At 64.4% G+C, this 18,621-nt stretch carries 20 protein-coding genes and 1 riboswitch; of the genes, 13 read left to right on the top strand and 7 right to left on the bottom strand.

Going from position 1 to position 18,621, the window contains the following annotated elements; all coding sequences use genetic code 11:
• Positions 1-118: 118 nt before the first annotated feature.
• From ispG to W911_RS02935, 3 genes are all read left to right on the top strand, one after another.
• Positions 119-1,375, top strand: coding sequence for a flavodoxin-dependent (E)-4-hydroxy-3-methylbut-2-enyl-diphosphate synthase (ispG, locus tag W911_RS02945; protein ID WP_023786024.1), 1,257 nt, complete (start codon positions 119-121; stop codon positions 1,373-1,375).
• A 196-nt stretch (positions 1,376-1,571) separates the two neighbouring features.
• Complete coding sequence (locus W911_RS02940; RefSeq protein ID WP_023786023.1) at positions 1,572-1,772, top strand: hypothetical protein; 201 nt, start codon at positions 1,572-1,574, stop codon at positions 1,770-1,772.
• 51 nt (positions 1,773-1,823) lie between these two features.
• Positions 1,824-2,027: a hypothetical protein gene (locus W911_RS02935; RefSeq protein WP_023786022.1), complete on the top strand. Its 204-nt coding sequence runs from the start codon at positions 1,824-1,826 to the stop codon at positions 2,025-2,027.
• A 109-nt stretch (positions 2,028-2,136) separates the two neighbouring features.
• Here the strand turns inward: W911_RS02935 and W911_RS02930 are convergent, their stop codons facing one another.
• Positions 2,137-3,054: a polyprenyl synthetase family protein gene (locus W911_RS02930; RefSeq protein WP_023786021.1), complete on the bottom strand. Its 918-nt coding sequence runs from the start codon at positions 3,052-3,054 to the stop codon at positions 2,137-2,139.
• A gap of 57 nt (positions 3,055-3,111) precedes the next feature.
• Between W911_RS02930 and mtgA the strand changes: the two genes are divergently transcribed.
• The 4 genes from mtgA to W911_RS02910 all read left to right on the top strand — a co-directional run bounded on the left by mtgA (position 3,112) and on the right by W911_RS02910 (position 7,178).
• On the top strand, positions 3,112-4,566 hold the full coding sequence (mtgA, locus tag W911_RS17995; protein ID WP_244438578.1) for a monofunctional biosynthetic peptidoglycan transglycosylase: 1,455 nt from the start codon (positions 3,112-3,114) through the stop codon (positions 4,564-4,566).
• Positions 4,567-4,757: 191 nt separating this feature from the next.
• Entirely contained in the window at positions 4,758-4,943 is a 186-nt protein-coding gene (gene rpmF / locus W911_RS02920; protein ID WP_023786019.1) for a 50S ribosomal protein L32, read from the top strand.
• A 108-nt stretch (positions 4,944-5,051) separates the two neighbouring features.
• Complete coding sequence (locus tag W911_RS02915; protein ID WP_023786018.1) at positions 5,052-5,495, top strand: hypothetical protein; 444 nt, start codon at positions 5,052-5,054, stop codon at positions 5,493-5,495.
• Between the two features lie 12 nt (positions 5,496-5,507).
• Positions 5,508-7,178, top strand: a complete 1,671-nt coding sequence (locus W911_RS02910) for a bifunctional diguanylate cyclase/phosphodiesterase (protein ID WP_023786017.1) — start codon at positions 5,508-5,510, stop codon at positions 7,176-7,178.
• A 22-nt stretch (positions 7,179-7,200) separates the two neighbouring features.
• Here the strand turns inward: W911_RS02910 and phaR are convergent, their stop codons facing one another.
• Positions 7,201-7,836: a polyhydroxyalkanoate synthesis repressor PhaR gene (phaR, locus tag W911_RS02905; RefSeq protein WP_023786016.1), complete on the bottom strand. Its 636-nt coding sequence runs from the start codon at positions 7,834-7,836 to the stop codon at positions 7,201-7,203.
• Between the two features lie 232 nt (positions 7,837-8,068).
• Here phaR and W911_RS02900 point away from each other — a divergent pair, with 232 nt between their 5' ends.
• Together W911_RS02900 and phbB are read left to right on the top strand one after the other, a co-directional pair.
• Positions 8,069-9,259: an acetyl-CoA C-acetyltransferase gene (locus W911_RS02900; protein ID WP_023786015.1), complete on the top strand. Its 1,191-nt coding sequence runs from the start codon at positions 8,069-8,071 to the stop codon at positions 9,257-9,259.
• A gap of 152 nt (positions 9,260-9,411) precedes the next feature.
• Positions 9,412-10,140, top strand: a complete 729-nt coding sequence (gene phbB / locus W911_RS02895; RefSeq protein ID WP_023786014.1) for an acetoacetyl-CoA reductase — start codon at positions 9,412-9,414, stop codon at positions 10,138-10,140.
• Between the two features lie 174 nt (positions 10,141-10,314).
• Here the strand turns inward: phbB and W911_RS02890 are convergent, their stop codons facing one another.
• The 3 genes from W911_RS02890 to gloB all read right to left on the bottom strand — a co-directional run bounded on the left by W911_RS02890 (position 10,315) and on the right by gloB (position 13,787).
• Positions 10,315-12,342 (bottom strand): NYN domain-containing protein, encoded by a 2,028-nt coding sequence (locus tag W911_RS02890; RefSeq protein ID WP_023786013.1) that lies wholly within the window; start codon positions 12,340-12,342, stop codon positions 10,315-10,317.
• Between the two features lie 211 nt (positions 12,343-12,553).
• Positions 12,554-12,973: a cupin domain-containing protein gene (locus W911_RS02885; protein WP_023786012.1), complete on the bottom strand. Its 420-nt coding sequence runs from the start codon at positions 12,971-12,973 to the stop codon at positions 12,554-12,556.
• A gap of 43 nt (positions 12,974-13,016) precedes the next feature.
• Positions 13,017-13,787, bottom strand: coding sequence for a hydroxyacylglutathione hydrolase (gloB, locus tag W911_RS02880; RefSeq protein WP_041317176.1), 771 nt, complete (start codon positions 13,785-13,787; stop codon positions 13,017-13,019).
• Between the two features lie 119 nt (positions 13,788-13,906).
• Here gloB and W911_RS02875 point away from each other — a divergent pair, with 119 nt between their 5' ends.
• Positions 13,907-14,620 carry a class I SAM-dependent methyltransferase gene (locus W911_RS02875; protein ID WP_023786010.1) on the top strand — a complete coding sequence of 238 codons (714 nt, stop codon included), beginning with the start codon at positions 13,907-13,909 and terminating at the stop codon, positions 14,618-14,620.
• 72 nt (positions 14,621-14,692) lie between these two features.
• Positions 14,693-15,526, top strand: coding sequence for an FkbM family methyltransferase (locus W911_RS17105; protein ID WP_023786009.1), 834 nt, complete (start codon positions 14,693-14,695; stop codon positions 15,524-15,526).
• On the opposite strand, the gene metW is transcribed toward W911_RS17105, so the two are convergent.
• Positions 15,523-16,158 carry a methionine biosynthesis protein MetW gene (gene metW, locus W911_RS02865; protein ID WP_023786008.1) on the bottom strand — a complete coding sequence of 212 codons (636 nt, stop codon included), beginning with the start codon at positions 16,156-16,158 and terminating at the stop codon, positions 15,523-15,525. The two genes, W911_RS17105 and metW, sit on opposite strands and share 4 nt — an antisense overlap.
• The gene (metX, locus tag W911_RS02860; protein ID WP_023786007.1) at positions 16,158-17,381 is read right to left on the bottom strand and encodes a homoserine O-acetyltransferase MetX; all 1,224 of its coding nucleotides are present in this window, start codon (positions 17,379-17,381) and stop codon (positions 16,158-16,160) included. Before metX ends, metW begins: the two co-directional genes overlap by 1 nt.
• 91 nt (positions 17,382-17,472) lie before the next feature.
• Positions 17,473-17,551, bottom strand: a riboswitch (SAM riboswitch).
• A gap of 233 nt (positions 17,552-17,784) precedes the next feature.
• Between metX and W911_RS02855 the strand changes: the two genes are divergently transcribed.
• Complete coding sequence (locus W911_RS02855; RefSeq protein WP_023786006.1) at positions 17,785-18,090, top strand: hypothetical protein; 306 nt, start codon at positions 17,785-17,787, stop codon at positions 18,088-18,090.
• Between the two features lie 252 nt (positions 18,091-18,342).
• The gene (locus W911_RS02850) at positions 18,343-18,591 is read left to right on the top strand and encodes a hypothetical protein (RefSeq protein WP_023786004.1); all 249 of its coding nucleotides are present in this window, start codon (positions 18,343-18,345) and stop codon (positions 18,589-18,591) included.
• Positions 18,592-18,621: the final 30 nt, after the last annotated feature.

The raw sequence follows: 18,621 nt of genomic DNA, 5'->3' as shown, positions 1-18,621 counted from the left end.
CCTGTCTGAACCGCCGTGTCGCACCACACCTGCCACGGGCGGCTGGCTGGTGACACAAACCTCGTTTATGTCTAAGCCGGTGCCGCTCCAGTCAATATCGAGCCCCGACATCGAATCTATGACCCAGAATCGCGATCCTGACAGGTCTCCCCGCCGCCGCTCCATTGCGGTGAACGTTGCGGGCGTGCTCGTCGGCGGCGCGGCGCCCGTCGTCGTGCAATCCATGACCAACACCGACACCGCCGATATCGCGAGTACGGTTGCACAGGTCGCCGCCCTCGCACGCACCGGCAGCGAGTTGGTCCGCATCACCGTCGACCGCGACGAGGCGGCCAAAGCCGTACCGCATATCCGCGAGCAGCTCCTGAAGCGCGGCGTGACCGTCCCCCTCGTCGGCGACTTCCATTACATCGGCCACAAGCTCCTCGCCGAAAATCCCGCCTGCGCGGAAGCTCTCGACAAATATCGCATCAACCCGGGCAACGTCGGCTTCAAGGACAAGAAAGACCGCCAGTTCGCCGACATCATCGAGATCGCACTGAAGCACGACAAGCCCGTGCGCATCGGTGTGAACTGGGGCTCGCTCGATCAGGATCTCCTGACGCGTCTGATGGACGAGAACGCCGCGCTTCCGAACCCGAAGGACGCGCGCGAGGTCATGCACGAAGCCATTGTGCAGTCCGCGCTGATCTCTGCCGAGCAGGCCGAGAAACTCGGCATGGGCGCCGACAGGATCATCCTCTCCGCCAAGGTCTCGGCGGTGCAGGACTTGATCGCCGTCTATCGCATCCTCGCCCGCCGCTGCCGCTACGCGCTCCACTTGGGCCTCACGGAAGCGGGCATGGGCTCGAAGGGCATCGTCGCCTCCACCGCGGCCCTCGGCGTGCTGCTGCAGGACGGCATCGGCGATACGATCCGCATTTCGCTGACACCTGAACCCGGCGGCGACCGCACGCTCGAAGTCAAGGTTGGCCAGGAAATCCTGCAGACGATGGGCTTCCGCTCGTTCGTACCGGTGGTGGCGGCCTGCCCGGGCTGCGGCCGCACCACATCCACCGTCTTCCAGGAACTCGCGCGCGACGTAGAGACCATGATCCGCGACCGGATGCCGGAGTGGAAGACGCGCTATCCCGGCGTCGAGACGCTGACGTTCGCGGTGATGGGCTGCATCGTCAACGGCCCAGGCGAGAGCAAGCACGCCGACATCGGCATCTCTCTTCCCGGAACCGGCGAGAGGCCGGCCGCTCCCGTCTTCATCGACGGCAAAAAGGCGATGACCCTGCGCGGGCCCAACATCGCCGCCGATTTCAAAACGCTCGTCGAGGATTATATCGAGCGCCGCTTTGGCGTCGGTTCAAAGCGCGAAGCTGTTTAGGCCGCGACGGAACGCGCCTAACGAAACCCTGCATACCGATTCATTTTCGAGCATGCCGCGCTTTCCTGGATGGGAGGAAAACCTTTTCGGACTCCACGCATAACATGCTCCCCCATATCTGACATCCTGCACCCATCGAACCTGTGTGCGCATTCGACATGCGCATCGTCTGATCTCGCGTGCGAGGAAATGTCATATGACAAAAGAGAAACGTCCGAATGCTGCGGCGACCGTTGAAAATGCCGCCGACGCGCCGAGCCCCATCGACGCCGACGATCTGCCCGACACGGATCTGGCGCGCGTCCATGGCGGCTCGGCGACGGCAGCATTGACCAGAGGTGCCATCCAGGATGCCTGCTTCACCGCCTCGACCGCGAAGACGGCCGCCATTCACTGACACCGATCCGCCGCGCCAACACGGCATCCAAAGACAATCGGGAGGACGACGATGAGCAACACAAAGACGGACAAGCACTCTCTGCCGCAGACCGAGGCGGAGCTCACCCCAAGCCGGGATCTTTCGGATACCGAACTCAACGGCGTCGACGGCGGCCTTGGCGTGTTGTCGGTTGCCGGCTCGACCAAGAAAAAGCGGCCTGTCGAAATGCGGGATCTTCCTCCTCGCAAGATTCCGTTCTTTACCGAAGCTTGAGCTTCTCTCGGCTATAGGTCGAGACGTTTTCAGGCGCCGGTATCGTCATGCCCGGTGCTTCCGTCGCGTGGAGACCGAAAGTCTCCACGCGGCTTTATCTCGTGCCAGCTCAATGCTCCCGGCGCGACACGAAGCGCGCGGCTTCGATCAGCATATCGGCGCGCACACCGAACGGCTCCAGCGCGGACACCGCATCCTGTTCCGCTTGCGCAAGCGCGGCCCGCGCCGCCTCGATCCCCAAGAGCCCGACGAGCGTCGCCTTGCCCGCCGCCGCATCCTTGCTGACGGCCTTCCCCACGGTTTCCGCGCATCCCTCGGCATCCAAGAGATCGTCCGCGATTTGGAACGCCCGGCCGATCGCATCCCCATATCGGCCAAGCGCGGCCCGCGCGTCTGGCGACGCCTCGCCCAGCATCGCGCCCGCCTCGCACGCGAAGCGGATGAGCGCACCCGTCTTCAAGCTTTGCAGATGCAGAATTTCGCGAACGGTTAGCTCCTGGCTCGCGGCCAGCCGTTCCGCTTCGAGATCGAGCGCCTGCCCGCCGACCATGCCGTCCATGCCAGCCGCCTTCGAGAGACCCGCAATCAACGCCAGCCGGACCTCCGCGTTGGGATGTGTCGACGGCGCGCTCAGGGTTTCGAATGCAACCGTAAGCAGCGCATCGCCCGCCAGGATCGCCGTCCACTCGTCGAAGGCCTTCCACACCGTCGGCTGGCCTCGCCGCAACGTGTCGTTGTCCATCGCGGGCAGATCGTCGTGAACCAGCGAGTAGCAATGCACGCATTCGAGCGCCGCGGCCGTATCCAACGCGGCCTCCTCCGGAAGCCCGAAAAGAGCCGCACTCTCTACGACAAGAAACGGCCGGAACCTTTTTCCACCACCAAGCGTCGCATGACGAAGGGCCTCGAAAAGACGGGAAGGGGAGCGGCCCGTATCCTCAGAATCCTGGGAATTCGCGCCGACGAGCGTTGTAAGGCGGGCCTCCGTTAGCCCTGCGATCCGATCGAGCCTTTGCGCGAACGTCATGGACGAAGTACCTAATCTGTCTGAGAGAAGCGACGAGTGGCGCGGGATATAGCATTCGTGGCGGAGAAGGACACGCCTGAGGACGCCGGAGAGACCTTCCGGGAAGCACGGCCGCTGCCCGAGGGCCCGCGGTCTGAAGGCGTCCCGGCCGCGCCGCCGGACACACTTCTCGCGGCCGAAGCCCAGGCACCCGGCGAGCCGCTGGACCAGCCGCCGATAGAAGCCCGCGAAGCGGGCCTGCCCCAGTCTGAGGCTGAACCAGAGCCGGACCTGTCGCCCCCCGAGCCTGCCGCAAGTCCCCGCACCGACGCGGTAGAACGCGCTTTCGCCGAAGAGCGCGCCGTACCGGATGTCCCCGCAGACGTCGCCCCGCCGGACGAACCGAAACCGTTCACAGCCGGACTTACGGTAGATGCAGCCCCGGAAACCGACGCCCCGGCACAGGACGAGAAACCCGCCGACACAACGCCCACCGATACGGCCGCGTCCACGTCGGCCGCAGCAGACGACAACTCCGCCTCGTTCACCTCCGCCGTCGAGGGACTGTTCCGCCCCTCCGAAGCGTCGAGCGACGACACGCACCTGATCACGACGGGCCGCCGGTTCAATCCGTCCCTTTCCGTCCCCGCACCCGCCCCACAAACCGCCGGACACGAAGCCGATCCGCCCTCCACATCGACCGCAAACCGATGGAAACGGCACCTCTGGACCGGCGCTCGCTATATCGCCTACGCCGTCGCGGGCTATCTGGCGCTGGTCGTGCTGCTCATCATCCTGTTCCGCTTCGTCAATCCGCCCGGATCCATGCTGATGCTGTCGAAGCTGCTCGGCGGGACCGCCATCGACCGCACCTGGGTGCCATTCGAAGCGATTTCGCCGGCGCTGGCTCGCTCCGTCATCGTGTCCGAGGATTCCCGTTTCTGCGCGCACCGTGGCATCGACATGCAGGCCATGCGCCTCGCGCTGGAAGAGGCGAGCCGCGGCTCCCCCCGCGGGGCCAGCACCATCTCGATGCAAGTCACCAAGAACCTCTTCCTGTGGAACGCGAAAAGCTATCTGCGCAAAGTCGTCGAGCTGCCGTTGACGCTCGTGATGGAAGCCGTCTGGCCTAAAAAGCGGATCCTTGAGGTGTATCTCAACATTGCCGAGTGGGGACCCGGCGTTTTCGGCGCGGAGGCCGCCGCCCGGCATCACTTCGACAAGCCCGCATCCAAGCTCACCGAACGCGAGGCCGCACTGCTGGCCGCCGCCCTCCCGAACCCGGCTATTCGCGTTGCGAGCAACCCCGGCCCGCGCACGTCGCGCATGGCCCGCGTCATCCAGGCCCGGGTCAGAGCCTTCGGCTCCGTGGCCCAGTGCGTTGTAACGGCCCCGCCCCCGGCTCCCCCGGCTGCGGCCAAGCCCAAAACTCCCCCCAAAACCGCCCCGGCCCGGAAGCCGCCCGCCGCCAAGAAGCCGCCGCAGAAGCAGGAAAGCCAGGACTGGGCCCCAACGCTACGGTTTGGCCCTTGAGACCGGCCGCGGCCCTCGTCGCGTCCCTCCGGACTGGCGTTTCGCGCGGAAAAGCCTCTAGCTTCAGCCCGGCTTTGCCGGTATAAGGCCGCGACCTTATTAGGTCTGGAGCCTGACACGCCCGACCATCATCACCTCAGCATATCGACCGCCGGCGCCCCTCGCGACGCCGCGAAGACCGGAGTTAACTTATGGCTGTTCCTAGGAAAAAAACGTCTACCATGAAGCGGAACCAGCGCCGCGCACACGACGCGCTGACCGCCCCGACCTACGTCGAGGACAAGGAGAGCGGCGAGCGCCGCCGTCCCCACCATATCGACCTCAAGACCGGCAAGTACAGGGGCCGGCAAATTCTCCCGGCGAAATCCGACATCTGATTTCACGGCGGCGGCTCAACAGGCCGCCGCCGTTTTCCTTGAGATCGCTACAAATGTCTCCAAGGATAGGAGACGCCAGGGTGTCGTCCTGGCTACCAGGAGAACACCATGTCGCTCAGAGCTATCCCGCTGACCGTTATCGCTTTCCTTCTCTACAACGTCATCGTCATCTTTTCTGGAATTGGGAACTCTGAAGGGGCAGACGGTGCGGAGGCGGCGCGTGCGCTCCTCGCAACCGTGATGTTCAACATCCCGATGATCAGCGGCGTCTCATGGCCCTTCACCTGGGGCGATTTCATTCTGCTCGTCACGTTCGTCATTCTTTTCATCGAAATCATCAAGGCCACCTACACATCGGCCGCCTCAATGGTCGACCATGGCCTGTCCATGCTCGTCTTCATCGCCGTCTTGATCGAGTTCATCGTCGTGCCCCAGGCGGCAACGTCGGTGTTCTTCTTCATCATGCTCGCGCTCCTGATCGACGTGGTCGCCGGCGCCATCATCGGCATTCGTGTTGCGCGGCGTGACATCGGTTTCGGGGCCGCCACGTAGAGCGCGCCTTGCTTGCCACACGCAGAGACCAAGCCTGAACCTGAGCGGGAGACGTCCTACGTCTGGGATCTCCCCAGCGACAGACTGGACTGGCAGGCTAACGCCGCAAACGTGCTCGGCGTAATCGCGCCCGATGCAATCGCAACGGGCGAAAAGTTCGCCGCCCGCATCGTGCCCGAGCATCAGGCCCTCTGGCGATCCTCCGTTCTCGGCGCGCGCGCATCGGTAGAGGCGGCCCACGGCATCGCCTACCACGTCCAGATTGCGATCGAGACCGACGGCGAAAGCGCGGACGGTCTCGTTTGGATGGACGTGTCCGGCCGCTGGTGGCCGGACGCAACCGGCAGGCCGACCCACGCAACCGGCGTGCTCCGGCGCGTCGACGCGCGCTTCCTCGAAGACCGCCATCTCCTCGGCTTCGTACCCGACGACGAAACGCGGGAAGGACTCCACCGCACGCGCCTGTTCGAAGCGCTCGGCGTCTATCTAACGCGCGCCCAACGCGCCGGAGGGTCCTGCGGCCTCTTCATGATGTCCGCCAACGGGCTCGATGCCATCAACGCGCGTTTAGGTCCTGATGTTGGCGACGAATTCATTTCCGCCATCGGTCGCCTCATCAAAACGGAAATCGGCGAAACCGGCGTCGTCGTGCGGTATGCATCGAACGTCTTCGCCGCCGTCCTCGACAGATGTGACGGCTTGGCGTTGACCGCAACCGCCGAGCGCATCATTTCGCGCGTGGAGAGAGGTCCGATCGTAACGCCAGCCGGTCCGCTCAAAGCCGCGATCGCCATTGGCGCCGTCGCGTTGCCCGAACACGTAGAAACGTCCGCCGAAGGCGTCGCGTGCGCCCGCGCCGCACTCGAACGCGCCAAACGCGCGCAACGCTCTATATGCGCGGTTCACAATCCCAAAGACGACACCCCGCAATGCCGGGACAAAACCGTAACCGGCGAGGTCATCGCCGCGCTTGAAGAGCATCGGCTGCTTCTTGCCCTACAGCCCATCGTCAAGACCGCCGACGGACAAACCGCAGGCTACGAGGCCTTGCTTCGCCTCAGGAAAACCGACGGCGCGCTGATAACTGCGGCCGATTTCCTCGAAGAGGCGGAAGAACTCGGCCTTGCACCTCTCTTGGATCGGAGAGCGCTCGAACTCGCCCTCGCGCTTCTCAAGACCCATCCCCGTCTGAAACTCTGCCTCAACGTGTCGTGCCTCACGGCGGGCGACAGAAATTGGTTGGCCACGCTGCACGCCGAAGCCGCGCGCGATCCCGGTCTCCCTTCGCGCCTCACCGTCGAGATCACGGAAACGGCCATGATCCACGATCTCGAAACCGTGCGCACGTTCGTCGATCGCTTGCACGCCACCGGATGCAAGATCGCCATCGACGATTTCGGCACCGGCTATACGTCCTTCCGCCACCTCAAGACGCTGCCTATCGACATGCTGAAGATCGACGGCCTGTTCATGAAAAACCTGCCCGACGACACGCACGGGCGCGTCATCGTCAAATCGATGATCGACATGGCGAAGGGACTTGGGATTGAGACGGTTGCCGAATGGGTGAGCGACGGGGAAACCGCCGCTTTTCTCACGGAAGCCGGTGCCACGTATCTGCAGGGCTTCCTTTACGGAAACCCCGAGACCGCGGAAAAACTTGCGCGCGAAGGACGGCTTTAGAACGGAGGGATTACGAGACGAATTACTCGTGATCCTTCGCGAGCCGCTCCAAACGTCTCTGCATCGCGCTGAGTTGTTCCTTGAGTTCGCCGATCTCGTCCTTCGGCGGCTCCTGATCTCCCGCCTGGCCCGTGTCCGCATCCTGAGGCTGGAACTTCCCGCCGCTGAATGAACTCGTCCACATGCTCATCGCCTGCTCGAACATCGCCATGTTCTTGCGCGCCTGATCCTGATAGGCCTCGAACGCTACCGCCGGGTTCGAGAACGCGCTCGCGAACATCGACCGGAACTTCTCCTGCTCCTTGACGAGGTTTTCGAGGCTGAACTGGAGATAGCTCGGCACCATCGAGCCAATATTGTCATCGTAGAAGCGAATGAGCTGGCGCAGGAAGGGAATGGGGAGCAGCGTCTGCCCGCCCTCGCGGCCCTCCTGATCCACGATGATCTGAGTGAGCACGGCGTGTGTCAGATCGTCGCCAGATTTCGCATCATAGACGACGAAATCCTTATCGTTGCGCACCATCTGCGCAAGGTCGTCGAGCGTCACGTACGTGCTCGTCTCCGTATTGTAGAGACGCCGGTTCGCGTACTTCTTGATGACGACAGCCTCTTTTTTCTCGGGGCTTACGTCGGATTTGTTAAGCATCGGCTGAGCCATCGCACCTACACCTTTTTGCAGTGCGTCATCGTAGCACAGGCGGGAGACGCGCTTCCAGACCTAACTGCCACCCCGCCGAGCAAAGTGCCGATCCTAAGGTTCAAATTGCAGGCGGCGCGGCACTGCTGCTATCGTATTTCCGGGAGCAGCGGCCTCATTGAGGCATGTCAAAGACGGTTGCCTCGCCCAGGCAAAGAAAAGCCCTGAAAGTCCCCCGAGGAGGAAGCACGTTATGAGTGCGGACAGCACGACAATTGTCATCGCCAGCGCGGCCAGAACACCGGTCGGCTCGTTCAACGGGTCTCTCGCGAGCCTCCCGGCACACGAACTCGGCAAGGTTGCCATCACGGCCGCACTTGAGCGCGCCGGCGTTCAGCCCGGCGACGTCTCCGAAGTCATTCTCGGCCAGGTGCTCACGGCCGCCCAGGGTCAAGGCCCTGCGCGTCAAGCGTCCATTGCAGCCGGCATCCCGGTCGATGCTCCGGCCTGGAGCGTCAACCAGATCTGCGGCTCGGGCCTGCGCGCAGTCGCACTCGGCGCCCAGCAGATCCAGACGGGCGACGCCACCATCGTCGTCGCCGGCGGTCAGGAGAGCATGAGCCGCTCCGTCCATGCCGCCCACATGCGCGACGGCACCAAGATGGGCGACGTGAAGTTCATCGACACCATGGTGAAGGATGGCCTCTGGGACGCCTTCAACAACTACCACATGGGCACCACGGCCGAGAACGTCGCGCGCCAGTGGCAGGTTTCGCGCGAAGAGCAGGACAACTTCGCCGCCGCGTCGCAGAACAAGGCCGAAGCCGCACGCAAGGCAGGCAAGTTCAAGGACGAGATCGCGCCCGTCACGATCAAGGGCCGCAAGGGTGACGTCGTCGTCGACACCGACGAGTACATTAAGGAAGGCGTCACGGCAGAGGGCATCGCGAAGCTCCGTCCCGCCTTCGATCCGAAGGAAGGTTCGGTAACCGCCGCAAACGCATCCGGCATCAACGACGGCGCCGCAGCCGTGGTGCTGATGTCGGCGGAGGAAGCCAAGAAGCGCGGCGTGAAGCCGCTCGCCCGCATCGTCTCGTGGGCAACGGCTGGCGTCGATCCCTCGATCATGGGCACGGGCCCGATCCCGGCCTCGAAGAAGGCCCTCGAAAAGGCGGGCTGGAAAATCGAAGACCTCGACCTGATCGAAGCCAACGAGGCGTTCGCCGCGCAGGCCATCTCGGTCAACAAGGGCCTCGGCTGGGATACGGACAAGGTGAACGTCAACGGCGGCGCCATTGCCATCGGCCATCCGATCGGTGCATCCGGCGCACGCGTCCTCACCACGCTGCTGTATGAAATGCAGCGCCGCGACGCCAAGAAGGGCCTTGCGACGTTGTGCATCGGCGGCGGCATGGGCGTGGCTCTCTGCGTCGCGCGCGACTAACCGTGTGGATCTGCGCTCCCTCCCCACTCGACTGGGGAGGGAGCCTCCCACCCATTCACCCTGCTACATTTTGGGGGCTCGCCGCGCCGTCAGCGGGGCGTTAGTTCCAACACTGCAATCAAACAGAAACCGGCTCTAGGGAGACTTCACTCATGACGCGCGTCGCTGTCGTTACCGGAGGCACGCGTGGCATTGGCCACGCCATCTCCATCGCTCTCAAAAACAAAGGCTACCGCGTGGCCGCAAACTACGCCGGCAACGATGCCGCAGCCCAGCAGTTCCAGGTCGAAACCGGCATCCCCGTCTACAAGTGGAACGTCGGCGACTACGACGCCTGCGCCAAGGGCGTGGAAGAAGTCACCAAAGCGCTCGGCCCGATCGACGTTCTCGTCAACAACGCCGGCATCACGCGCGACGCCATGCTGCACAAGATGACGCCCGAGCAGTGGCGCGAGGTCATCAACGTCGACCTCGACTCGATCTTCAACATGAGCCGCCTCGTGATCGACTCGATGAGAAACCGCAAGTTCGGCCGCATCATCAACATCTCGTCGATCAACGGCCGCAAGGGCCAGATGGGTCAGACCAACTACTCGGCCGCCAAAGCCGGCGCGCACGGCTTCACCAAGGCGCTCGCCTTCGAGGGCGCTTCGAAGGGCATCACCGTCAACACGGTCGCCCCGGGCTATATCAACACCGAGATGGTCGCCGCCGTGCCGAAGGAAGTGCTCGACACCAAGATCATCCCGCAGATCCCCGTGGGCCGTCTCGGCGAGGCCGAGGAGATCGCGCGCGCCGTGACGTTCCTTGCTTCCGACGACGCGGGCTTCATCACCGGCGCCTGCCTCGACGTCAACGGCGGTCATTACATCGCGCTCTGACCACGTTCGAAAATCAAAAAAACGGGCCGCGGAGAGCAATCTCCGCGGCCTTTCCTTTGCCGGACGTCCGCCCCACCGCACGGGCACACCCACGAAGGCGGGCGGCAGAGAATAAAAAAGCCGACGGCCCGCGCGAGGCCATCGGCTCTTAATTACAGCTCTCGTAGCCTGCCGCTACCCGCGAAGCCGCGAACGGACGATGCGCGGAAACTCGTCATCCGGTTCAGGCGCCCCCGCCAAGCCACGGCCATCCTGTTGCGGTCCAGCCGGCCAACGATCGTTGCCCTGCGGCTGGGGAGGCGCACCGTATCCCTGCGGCTGCGCGGCGCGCGGCGCTTGATGTTGAGGTTGCGACGGCGCCTGCGGCTGAGCGTGCTGCTGCGTCGCCCGCGACGGCGGAGCCCCGCCGAACCACGCATCGATCAGATCGATCTCGTCTGCCGAAAGGTTGAGCCCTTGCGAGCGGCAGCGTGCGACGACGAAGTTGCGGAAACGGCTGGCGAACAGATTCGCCGTCGCACCCTGCTCGAACCACGGGTCCGCCTCGCTCACCACTTCGAGCACGAAGCGGATGTCGTCGCGGCGCACCTCAAGCCCCATCTCGCGGGCCCGCTGCCCGATGTTGACGAGCGTCTGCTGGCCCGAAAGGTTGTTGGCGGTGATCTCTTCCGCCATCACCTCGAACAGCACCCGATACTCGGGCGGCGACAGCGGAGGCGCCTGGCAGGCCTCGTGAATGCGTGCGATGGACTGCTGGATCTGCGAGGCCTGATCGGCCGAAGCATGCTGCGGCGCTGCGGGACGCGCCCCGTAGCCACCCGCTGCAGGCGCGGCCTGCGGCTGCGGCGCGCGTGGCTCGGCGAGCGGCTGACGCGGCGGTGGAGCGGAAGCTCCGATCTGCGGACGCTCGGGCGGCGGCGCGAAGAAGCCGGACGCGCCGAAAGGCGAGGCTTGCGGCTCCGGCGGACGAGGCGCAGGTGCGGGCTGGGCATCGGCGCGGCGCTCGACCGCCCGCTCCGGCATCTCTCTTGGATACGCATCGCGAACCGGGATGTCGCGCGCGGCCGGCGCATAGCGCGGATCGAAACGATCGTCCACGCGTGGCGCGCGCTGCTGCGGTTCGGGCTGCGGTTCGAACCTGGGTTCGGACCGGCTCTCCGGCGCATACGACGGACGTGTCTCAGGCCTACGTGACGGCTGGGCATCCATCACGGATTCGAAACGCGAGTCGACGGCATCCGGCCGCCGTTCGCGCTGGACCGGCCGCGGCTCGGTGCGGATCTCGGGACGCGCCTCGATCTCGCGCGCGACGTGCCGCGTCGGCTCGTAAGCGAAATACGGCGGCGTCTCCGTCAGCCGCACGCCCTCGGGCAGCCAGCGCATGAGAAGATCGCGGAACGTGCCCGCACCACCCCAGCCGGAGCCGACTGTCTTCTCGTGCCCGAGCACGCGCACGGCCCGGTCGGCGAGCGCTTCGAGCGGCACCGGCTGCTGGGCCGAGCGCACCGCGCCCGCCACCTCGGCAACGATCGTCTTGCGCATGACCTCAAGCTCGGCCGAACTCGGCGTGGCATTGAGCTCCCCGCCATTCCGCGCCTCGCCATCCGCACCGATGCGGCCTTCGAGCAGCAGCGAAATGAGATCCGCCTCACGGATCTCGCCATCGGCAATCGCCGTGTACGGCTGCGCCGTATGGTCGTTCGCGAACACCGCCGTTCCGCGCGCGTGCGCCCGCAAGCGGTGCAGAACCGGCGTGAAGTCGGCGTCGCCCGAAAGCAGGATGAATTCGTCGAAGCGCGTCTCGTGGGTCAGCATATCGCGAACGTCCATCACCATCCGGATGTCCGCGGAGTTCTTGAGCTGAGCCGTCAGCGGAGGGCAATCGACCACTTCGAAGCCGGCGCGCAGAAAATGATGACGCACGAACGGAAACGAGTTCATGTCGGTCGAGTTGTCGGTCGCATTCCGGCGCGGCACAGGATTGCCGTAGCAGCGGCTCATCACGATGCGCCGCTGAGCACCGATGCCGGCGCCATGCGTCGGCGTGATCAGCCGACCGCTCTCGATCTCGCGCAGCCACAATCCAGCGTCCTTCGCAAAGCGCCGAGCCGCCTCCTCGCTCTTACGCTTGAGAGAGAGATAAATATTGTCGTAGTCGACGAAAACCGTACTGAGAACAGTCCCGGTGGACCCCGCCTTCATGAATGCAACCCCCGCTGCGCGCGTACTTTTTTCAATTGAGTCGCACTCTTTACGAGTCGGGTTTGAGCGGCAAGCGCACGCCGGTCGCGGTCCCCAGGAATCGCTTGAAAAGCCACAGGAACAACAACTTACCCACAGCGCTGCGGTGCAATGAGTGGTGGAAAACTCTGCCCGCCCCTCAGGAAGGCTTCAAACGCCACGAACACTGCTCTCAACGGGGCTCGAATCCGTCAGACGCCATCTCGAAACCGTCGAACGTGAACCCCGGTGCAACCGTGCACCCGACGAGCGTCCAGCCGCCGAGCGACCACGCCTGCTGCCAATAGCCGGTCGGAACGATGCCTTGCGGCCGCTCTCCCTCCAACACGGCGGGGCCGAGCCGAACCCGCTCTTGAGCCCCTTGCGGCGGCGCGATGGCGAGCATCAACGGCGCGCCCGCATACCAGTGCCACACCTCCACGGCATCGACGCGATGCCAGCGCGACACCTCGCCCGCCTTGAGCAGAAAATAGATCGCCGTCGAGCGCGCCCGCCCGCCGCCCTCGGCTCCGTCGCGAAACGTCTCGCGGAAATATCCGCCTTCCGGATGCGGCGCGAGCCGAAGCGCGGCGATGATCTCGTCTGCGGTCATGCATTAAGCCCTGGATGTCTGATGCGCACCGCGCCGGTTGCGCTCAAGCGCGGTTCTTGCGCTCGCGCACCTCGGCGAAAACTTTCCAGTCCGGCGCAAGCGGCAAGCCCACCCTCTCGCGGATGCTGCGCTGGTCGGCGCGCAGAAACACATTGGTTTCGAGTTCGGCATCGACGCGCGTCGGCAGCGTCGGCTGTCCGTCCGCCCGCAAGCGCTCGGCCTCGTCCAGCCGCGCCTTGAGTTTCAAGTTGTCAGGCTCGATGGAAAGCCCGAAGCGCCCGTTCGCGACCGTATACTCATGCCCGCAATAAAGCGCGGTGTCGGGCGGAAGGGCCGCGATCTTCATGAGCGATCCCCACATCATCTCGGCCGTGCCTTCCAGCACGCGCCCGCATCCCATCGCAAACAGCGTGTCGCCGACGAAGGCGACCTTCGCTTCCGGGAACCAATAAGAAACGTGGCCGATCGTGTGCCCCGGCGTGTCGATCACCGCCGCGCGAAGCCCTCCGAAGGCCAGCGTATCGGGCTCGCCGACCTCCTGGTCGAGCTCCGGAATGCGCTGCGCCTCCGCGCGGGGACCGATCACCGTGCACCCGCTCGACGCTTTAAGCGCCGGGATGCCCGCCGTGTGATCGGCGTGATGATGCGTCACCAGGATATGCGTCAGCCGCCAGCCCTTCCGATCGAGCGCGCGCTCGACGGCGTCCGCATCGGGCGCATCGATCGCGAGCGTCACGCCGCTCTCCTCGTCATGGACGAGAACGCCGAAATTATCCTTCAGGCATGGAAACTGGTGGATGTCAGGTTGGATCATGGCGCCGTAGACGGGCGCTCCGATGCGCACCGCTCAAGAGAAAAGCTAACGTCCCGGCCTTGTCATTTCAATGCCGCCCGGGCGAAAAGAGAGCCCGAAACGCTGGATCGCCTAGAGACATGCATCTCGACGTCGCAACGCTGAGGGATTTTTACGCGACCCCGCTGGGCAAAATCGCGCGGCGCGTGCTTGCGCGCCGCATCCGCACGCTTTGGCCCACCGTATCGGGGGAAACGGTGGCCGGCCTGGGCTTCGGAACGCCCTTCCTCGGCGCATTCCGAGCCGAAGCCGGCAACGTGGCCGCCTTCATGCCCGCAAGCCAGGGAGCACTGATCTGGCCAGCGGGAAACCCGATCCTCTCCTCCCTCGTCGAGGATCATTGCCTGCCCGTGCGGGACAACGCGATCGACCGCCTGCTCGTCGTCCACGGGCTGGAGGTCGCCGAACGTGAGCGCCCGTTCTTGCGGGAGCTCTGGCGCGTCCTTGCCCCGGAAGGCCGCCTCATCGTCGTGGTTCCCAACCGGCGCGGCCTGTGGACCCACGTCGATAGCACGCCGTTCGGTCACGGCCGCCCTTACAGCCGCCCGCAGCTCGACGCCCTTCTTTCCGATGCACTCTTCACACCCCTCACCTGGAGCACGGCGCTGCACGTGCCGCCCTTCGACCGCAGCGTTCTCATCCGCTCCGCCAATGCCTGGGAACGCGTGGGATCGCGGATTTTCTCCGGCCTCGGCGGCGTGCTCGTCGTCGAAGCGCGGAAAGAGACGGTCGCCCCCGCTAGCGGCACGCGCGTGCGCATTAAAGCCCTCCGCGATCTGGTCCCCATCCGCTGATCCGCCCCTCGGTTGTAACGCCGAGGTCCGTTGGAGTAGGTTGGCCCGCAATTTCCCGGAGACATCGCACCCATGGCCGAAACCGAAGACGCAACGCCCGAGCGCGCGTGGGGCGCATACGCACCCGCAGGCGTTTCAGCTCTCTGCATCGGTGCGATCCGGTCCGGCCTGGTTCACGGCGCGATGCGTCGCCCGTTTCGACGCGTCATGCAAAGCCGCAGCCCCGTCTGCGATGTCGAAGTGGACGGCATAAAGCTGCGCTGCTGGATCGGAGAAAACTTTACCGAGCAGATGCTGGTCGAACGCGGCCTCCACAAGGACGCGCCCGGGATACGGCGGATCGAGAGCGTGCTTGCGCCCGGCGATGTCTTCGTCGATATCGGCGCAAACTGCGGGCTTTTCACGCTATTCGCCGCCCGTGCGGTGGGACCGAAAGGCCGCGTTCTCGCCATCGAGCCTTCGCCGAAAATGGTGCGGCGCATACGCTTCAACGTCGCAGCGAACTTGGCAGAACACGTCACCATCGTGCAGGCCGCCGTTGGCGCGGAAGATGGCAGCGCCACCCTCTACGGCGGCGAGCACCCCGGCCTTGCAAGCCTGTGCGCAGATGTCGGCGGCTCGGGAACGGAGGTGCCCGTGGCCCCGCTGCTGTCTCTCGTCCAACGCGCGGGCCTCGACCGGATCGATGTGCTCAAAATCGACATCGAGGGATACGAGGATCGCGCCTTGGTCCCGTTCCTTCGCACGGCCCAACGCGCGCTGTGGCCGCGGCTGATCCTGATCGAAAAGGATCACGCCGCCCGATGGGAAACCGATTGCCTCGCAGCTCTCCACGACGCGGGTTATCGCGATATCTGGACGGACGGCAGCGACCTGCTTCTGGAACGTCCGCGAAGTTTCGCTTAAGCCAGCCGCCCCCTCAGCTTGAATACGGCCTTCTCGCCGAGCAGGTTCTGAAGCGAGATCGACGTCTTGATCGGCAGCCGCTGTCCCTGGCTATTGAAAGCCACCGCATCTTCCACCTCCGCATCGACGAGCGCGACAAGATCGACGAAGTCTTTGATGGTGCAGAGGTGCGCGTCCGCCGTGGAGAACCATGGCTCCGGAAGATTGGGCGTCATCGGCATGCGCCCCGTAAACAGAAGCTGTGTCCGGATGCGCCAGTGCCCGAAGTTCGGAAACGACACGATCGCATGACGCCCGATCCGGAGCAGATTGGCGAGCACGGTCTTGGGATCGCGCGTCGCCTGGATCGTGAGCGAGAGAATGGCGTAGTCGAACGCCTGATCGGGATAGTCGGCCAGATCGTGATCCGCATCGCCCTGGATCACCGCAAGCCCGCTCTGCACGCAAAGGTTCACCTTCTCGCGCGAAAGCTCGACACCGCGCCCGTCGACGCCCTTCTGCTCCGCAAGCAGCTTGAGCAGCGCGCCGTCGCCACAACCAACGTCGAGCACGCGCGAACCGGGCTTCACCATCTCCGCGATCAGAACGTGATCGGCCCGCTGCTGTCCGGTGAATGGAACGGCTTTCTCCATCAGCGCGCCTCCGAAGCCTGCGCGAGCCCGCGCTTGGCGGCGGCAGCGGAAAGAAAACCCCGCGCCGTCGCATGGAATTCCGGCTCGTCGAGCAGAAACGCGTCGTGCCCCTTGTCGCTCTCGATTTCGACGAAACTCACGTTGGCCGCCACGGCGTTGAGTGCCTTCACGATCGCCTTGCTGTCTCGCGTCGGATAGAGCCAGTCGCTGGTGAAGGAGACGACGCAGATCTCCGCCGTCGTCCCCGCGAATGCATTCGCAAGCTTGCCGCCGTATGCGCCTTCGAGATCGAAATAGTCCATGGCCCGCGTGATGTAGAGATAGCTGTTCGCGTCGAACCTATCGACGAACGTCGAGCCCTGATGGCGCAGGTAGCTCTCGATCTTGAAATCAGCATCGAACGAAAACGACCGCGCTTTCCGGTCCTGCAGGTTGCGGCCAAACTTGCCCTGCAACGCCTTCTCCGAGAGATACGTGATGTGCGCCGCCATCCGCGCAACCGCGAGCCCGTTCTTCGGCACAACACCGGCTTCGTAGTAGTTGCCGCTCCGCCAGTCGGGATCGGCCATCACCGCCTGTCGCCCGACTTCGTGAAAGGCGATGTTCTGCGCCGAATGCCACGGCGCGGTTGCGATTGGAATGGCGGTCGCCACGCGATGCTTTTGGCGCGTCACCCATTCCAGCACCTGCATGCCGCCCATGGAGCCGCCGATCACCGAGAACAGCACGTCGATGCCGAGATGGTCGATCAGGCGCACCTGCGCATCCACCATGTCGCCGATGGTGATGACGGGAAAGTCCACGCCATAAGGCTTGCCGGTCTTCGGATTGAGCGACGCGGGCCCCGTCGAACCCATGCATCCGCCGAGGATGTTGGGACAGATCACGAAAAAGCGGTTCGTATCGACCGGCTTGCCGGGCCCGACCAGTGTCTCCCACCATCCGGACTTGCCCGTGATCGGATGGACGTTTGCAACATGCTGATCGCCCGTCAGCGCGTGACAAATGAGGATCGCGTTCGATTTATCGGCATTGAGCGTGCCGTAGGTCTGGTAGGCGATGGACAGCGGCGCGAGAAGCTGCCCGGATTCGAGCCGGAGCGGCGCATCCTCGGGAAAGACGATGAGCGAGCTCGACGGGCTATGAACCTCGAACAGCCGCTGGCCTGACGTGGGCTTAACCGACGGGCTGTCGCCCCCAGGCTCCGCAGAAAATGTGGCCATCCTTTTGCGCACTCCCGACCCCGCCCGCGCGGCGGACGCTCGAAAAGCCGGCTTCGTCGCTCTGCCGAGGCGGCCGAGCCCAACCGATGTGTCCGGATGTGCGACGGCCCATTTAGCGACTTGTTTAACGTGGCTGCAAGCCGGCCGGCCAAATCACCACGATCGAAATCGAGCCCTGAATATCGGACGTTTCCCGCCAGGGTCAAGGGCCGGCGCAGCGACGGAACGCCAGCCGCCGTCACGCATTAACCTCACATCAATCACGTTGCGTCGATTCTGACGCCAAGCCCGAGCCTGCGGGCGAAAGCTCGGGATGCTGTCGGCGGGTCCGAAAGACACACCGGATACTGAAAGCACGCCCCCCTGATCGACATGCACCCCCAACCTGGGCTAGGTTAGCGTCATGAAAAAGCTCATTCTCCTCTCGCTCGCGGCAGCCGCCGCCGCTCTGCTGACATCGGTCTCGATGCCTGAACCGGCAACGGCCCAGCAGGCAAAGTCCAAAGCCAAAAACCAGGCTCTTCGCGGCGTGGTGCGCCCGTCGCCTCGCCGCGGCGGATACTCCTACAGCGTGCCGGAGAGCATCGACACGCGGAAGTTCACGGATCCCACGATCCAGGCCCAGACCCGCAATGGCCCCTTCGACAGCGGTTTCTTCTTCTCGTCGCCGGCCAATCCGCGCGGCGGGGACAGCCCCTACATGCAGTAGACGCACGAGCGTCCTGCTTCGATTTCCGAGCCGCGGCCCGCAAGGTCCGCGGCTTTTCATTTGTCTCCTTGCATGCCCGGCCTTCGTAAAAAAGATAAAGATTACACATCTGAAGATCGCCAAATAATCATTTCGCCGTTTTACGAAGAAATGGCCATTTCTTTGCGCATCATTTTGTCGCGATATATAAATTTTTCAGCCAACCCGGCGAACCTGAGTTGATCATTCATTGGAAACCCAAGGAGCTTTGTCATGAAATTTGCTTGCTTTGCACTTGCTGCTGCTTTGGCCTTCGCGATCTCCTCCCCCGCAGACGCTCGCGGCAAGCACGGCGGTGGCCACGGACACGGCCACAATCACAGCCGCGGCGGGCCGGTGCTCGGCGTGGGCGCCGGTGCGGCAGCCCAGGTCGGCACCAAGCTCAACGTTCTCAACATCGCCAAGGTGAAAGCCGGCGTCGGTCTCGGGCTGGGCCTCGGGCTCGGCATCGGCGGCCGCTGATCCCCTTGGCGGGGGCGGGCCCGCGACAGC

Source organism: Hyphomicrobium nitrativorans NL23 (genome assembly GCF_000503895.1).
Taxonomy (GTDB): Bacteria; Pseudomonadota; Alphaproteobacteria; order Rhizobiales; family Hyphomicrobiaceae; genus Hyphomicrobium_C; species Hyphomicrobium_C nitrativorans.
The sequence above is the reverse complement of the archived record's forward strand: the minus strand, read 5'-3'. Positions and strand labels throughout refer to the sequence as shown.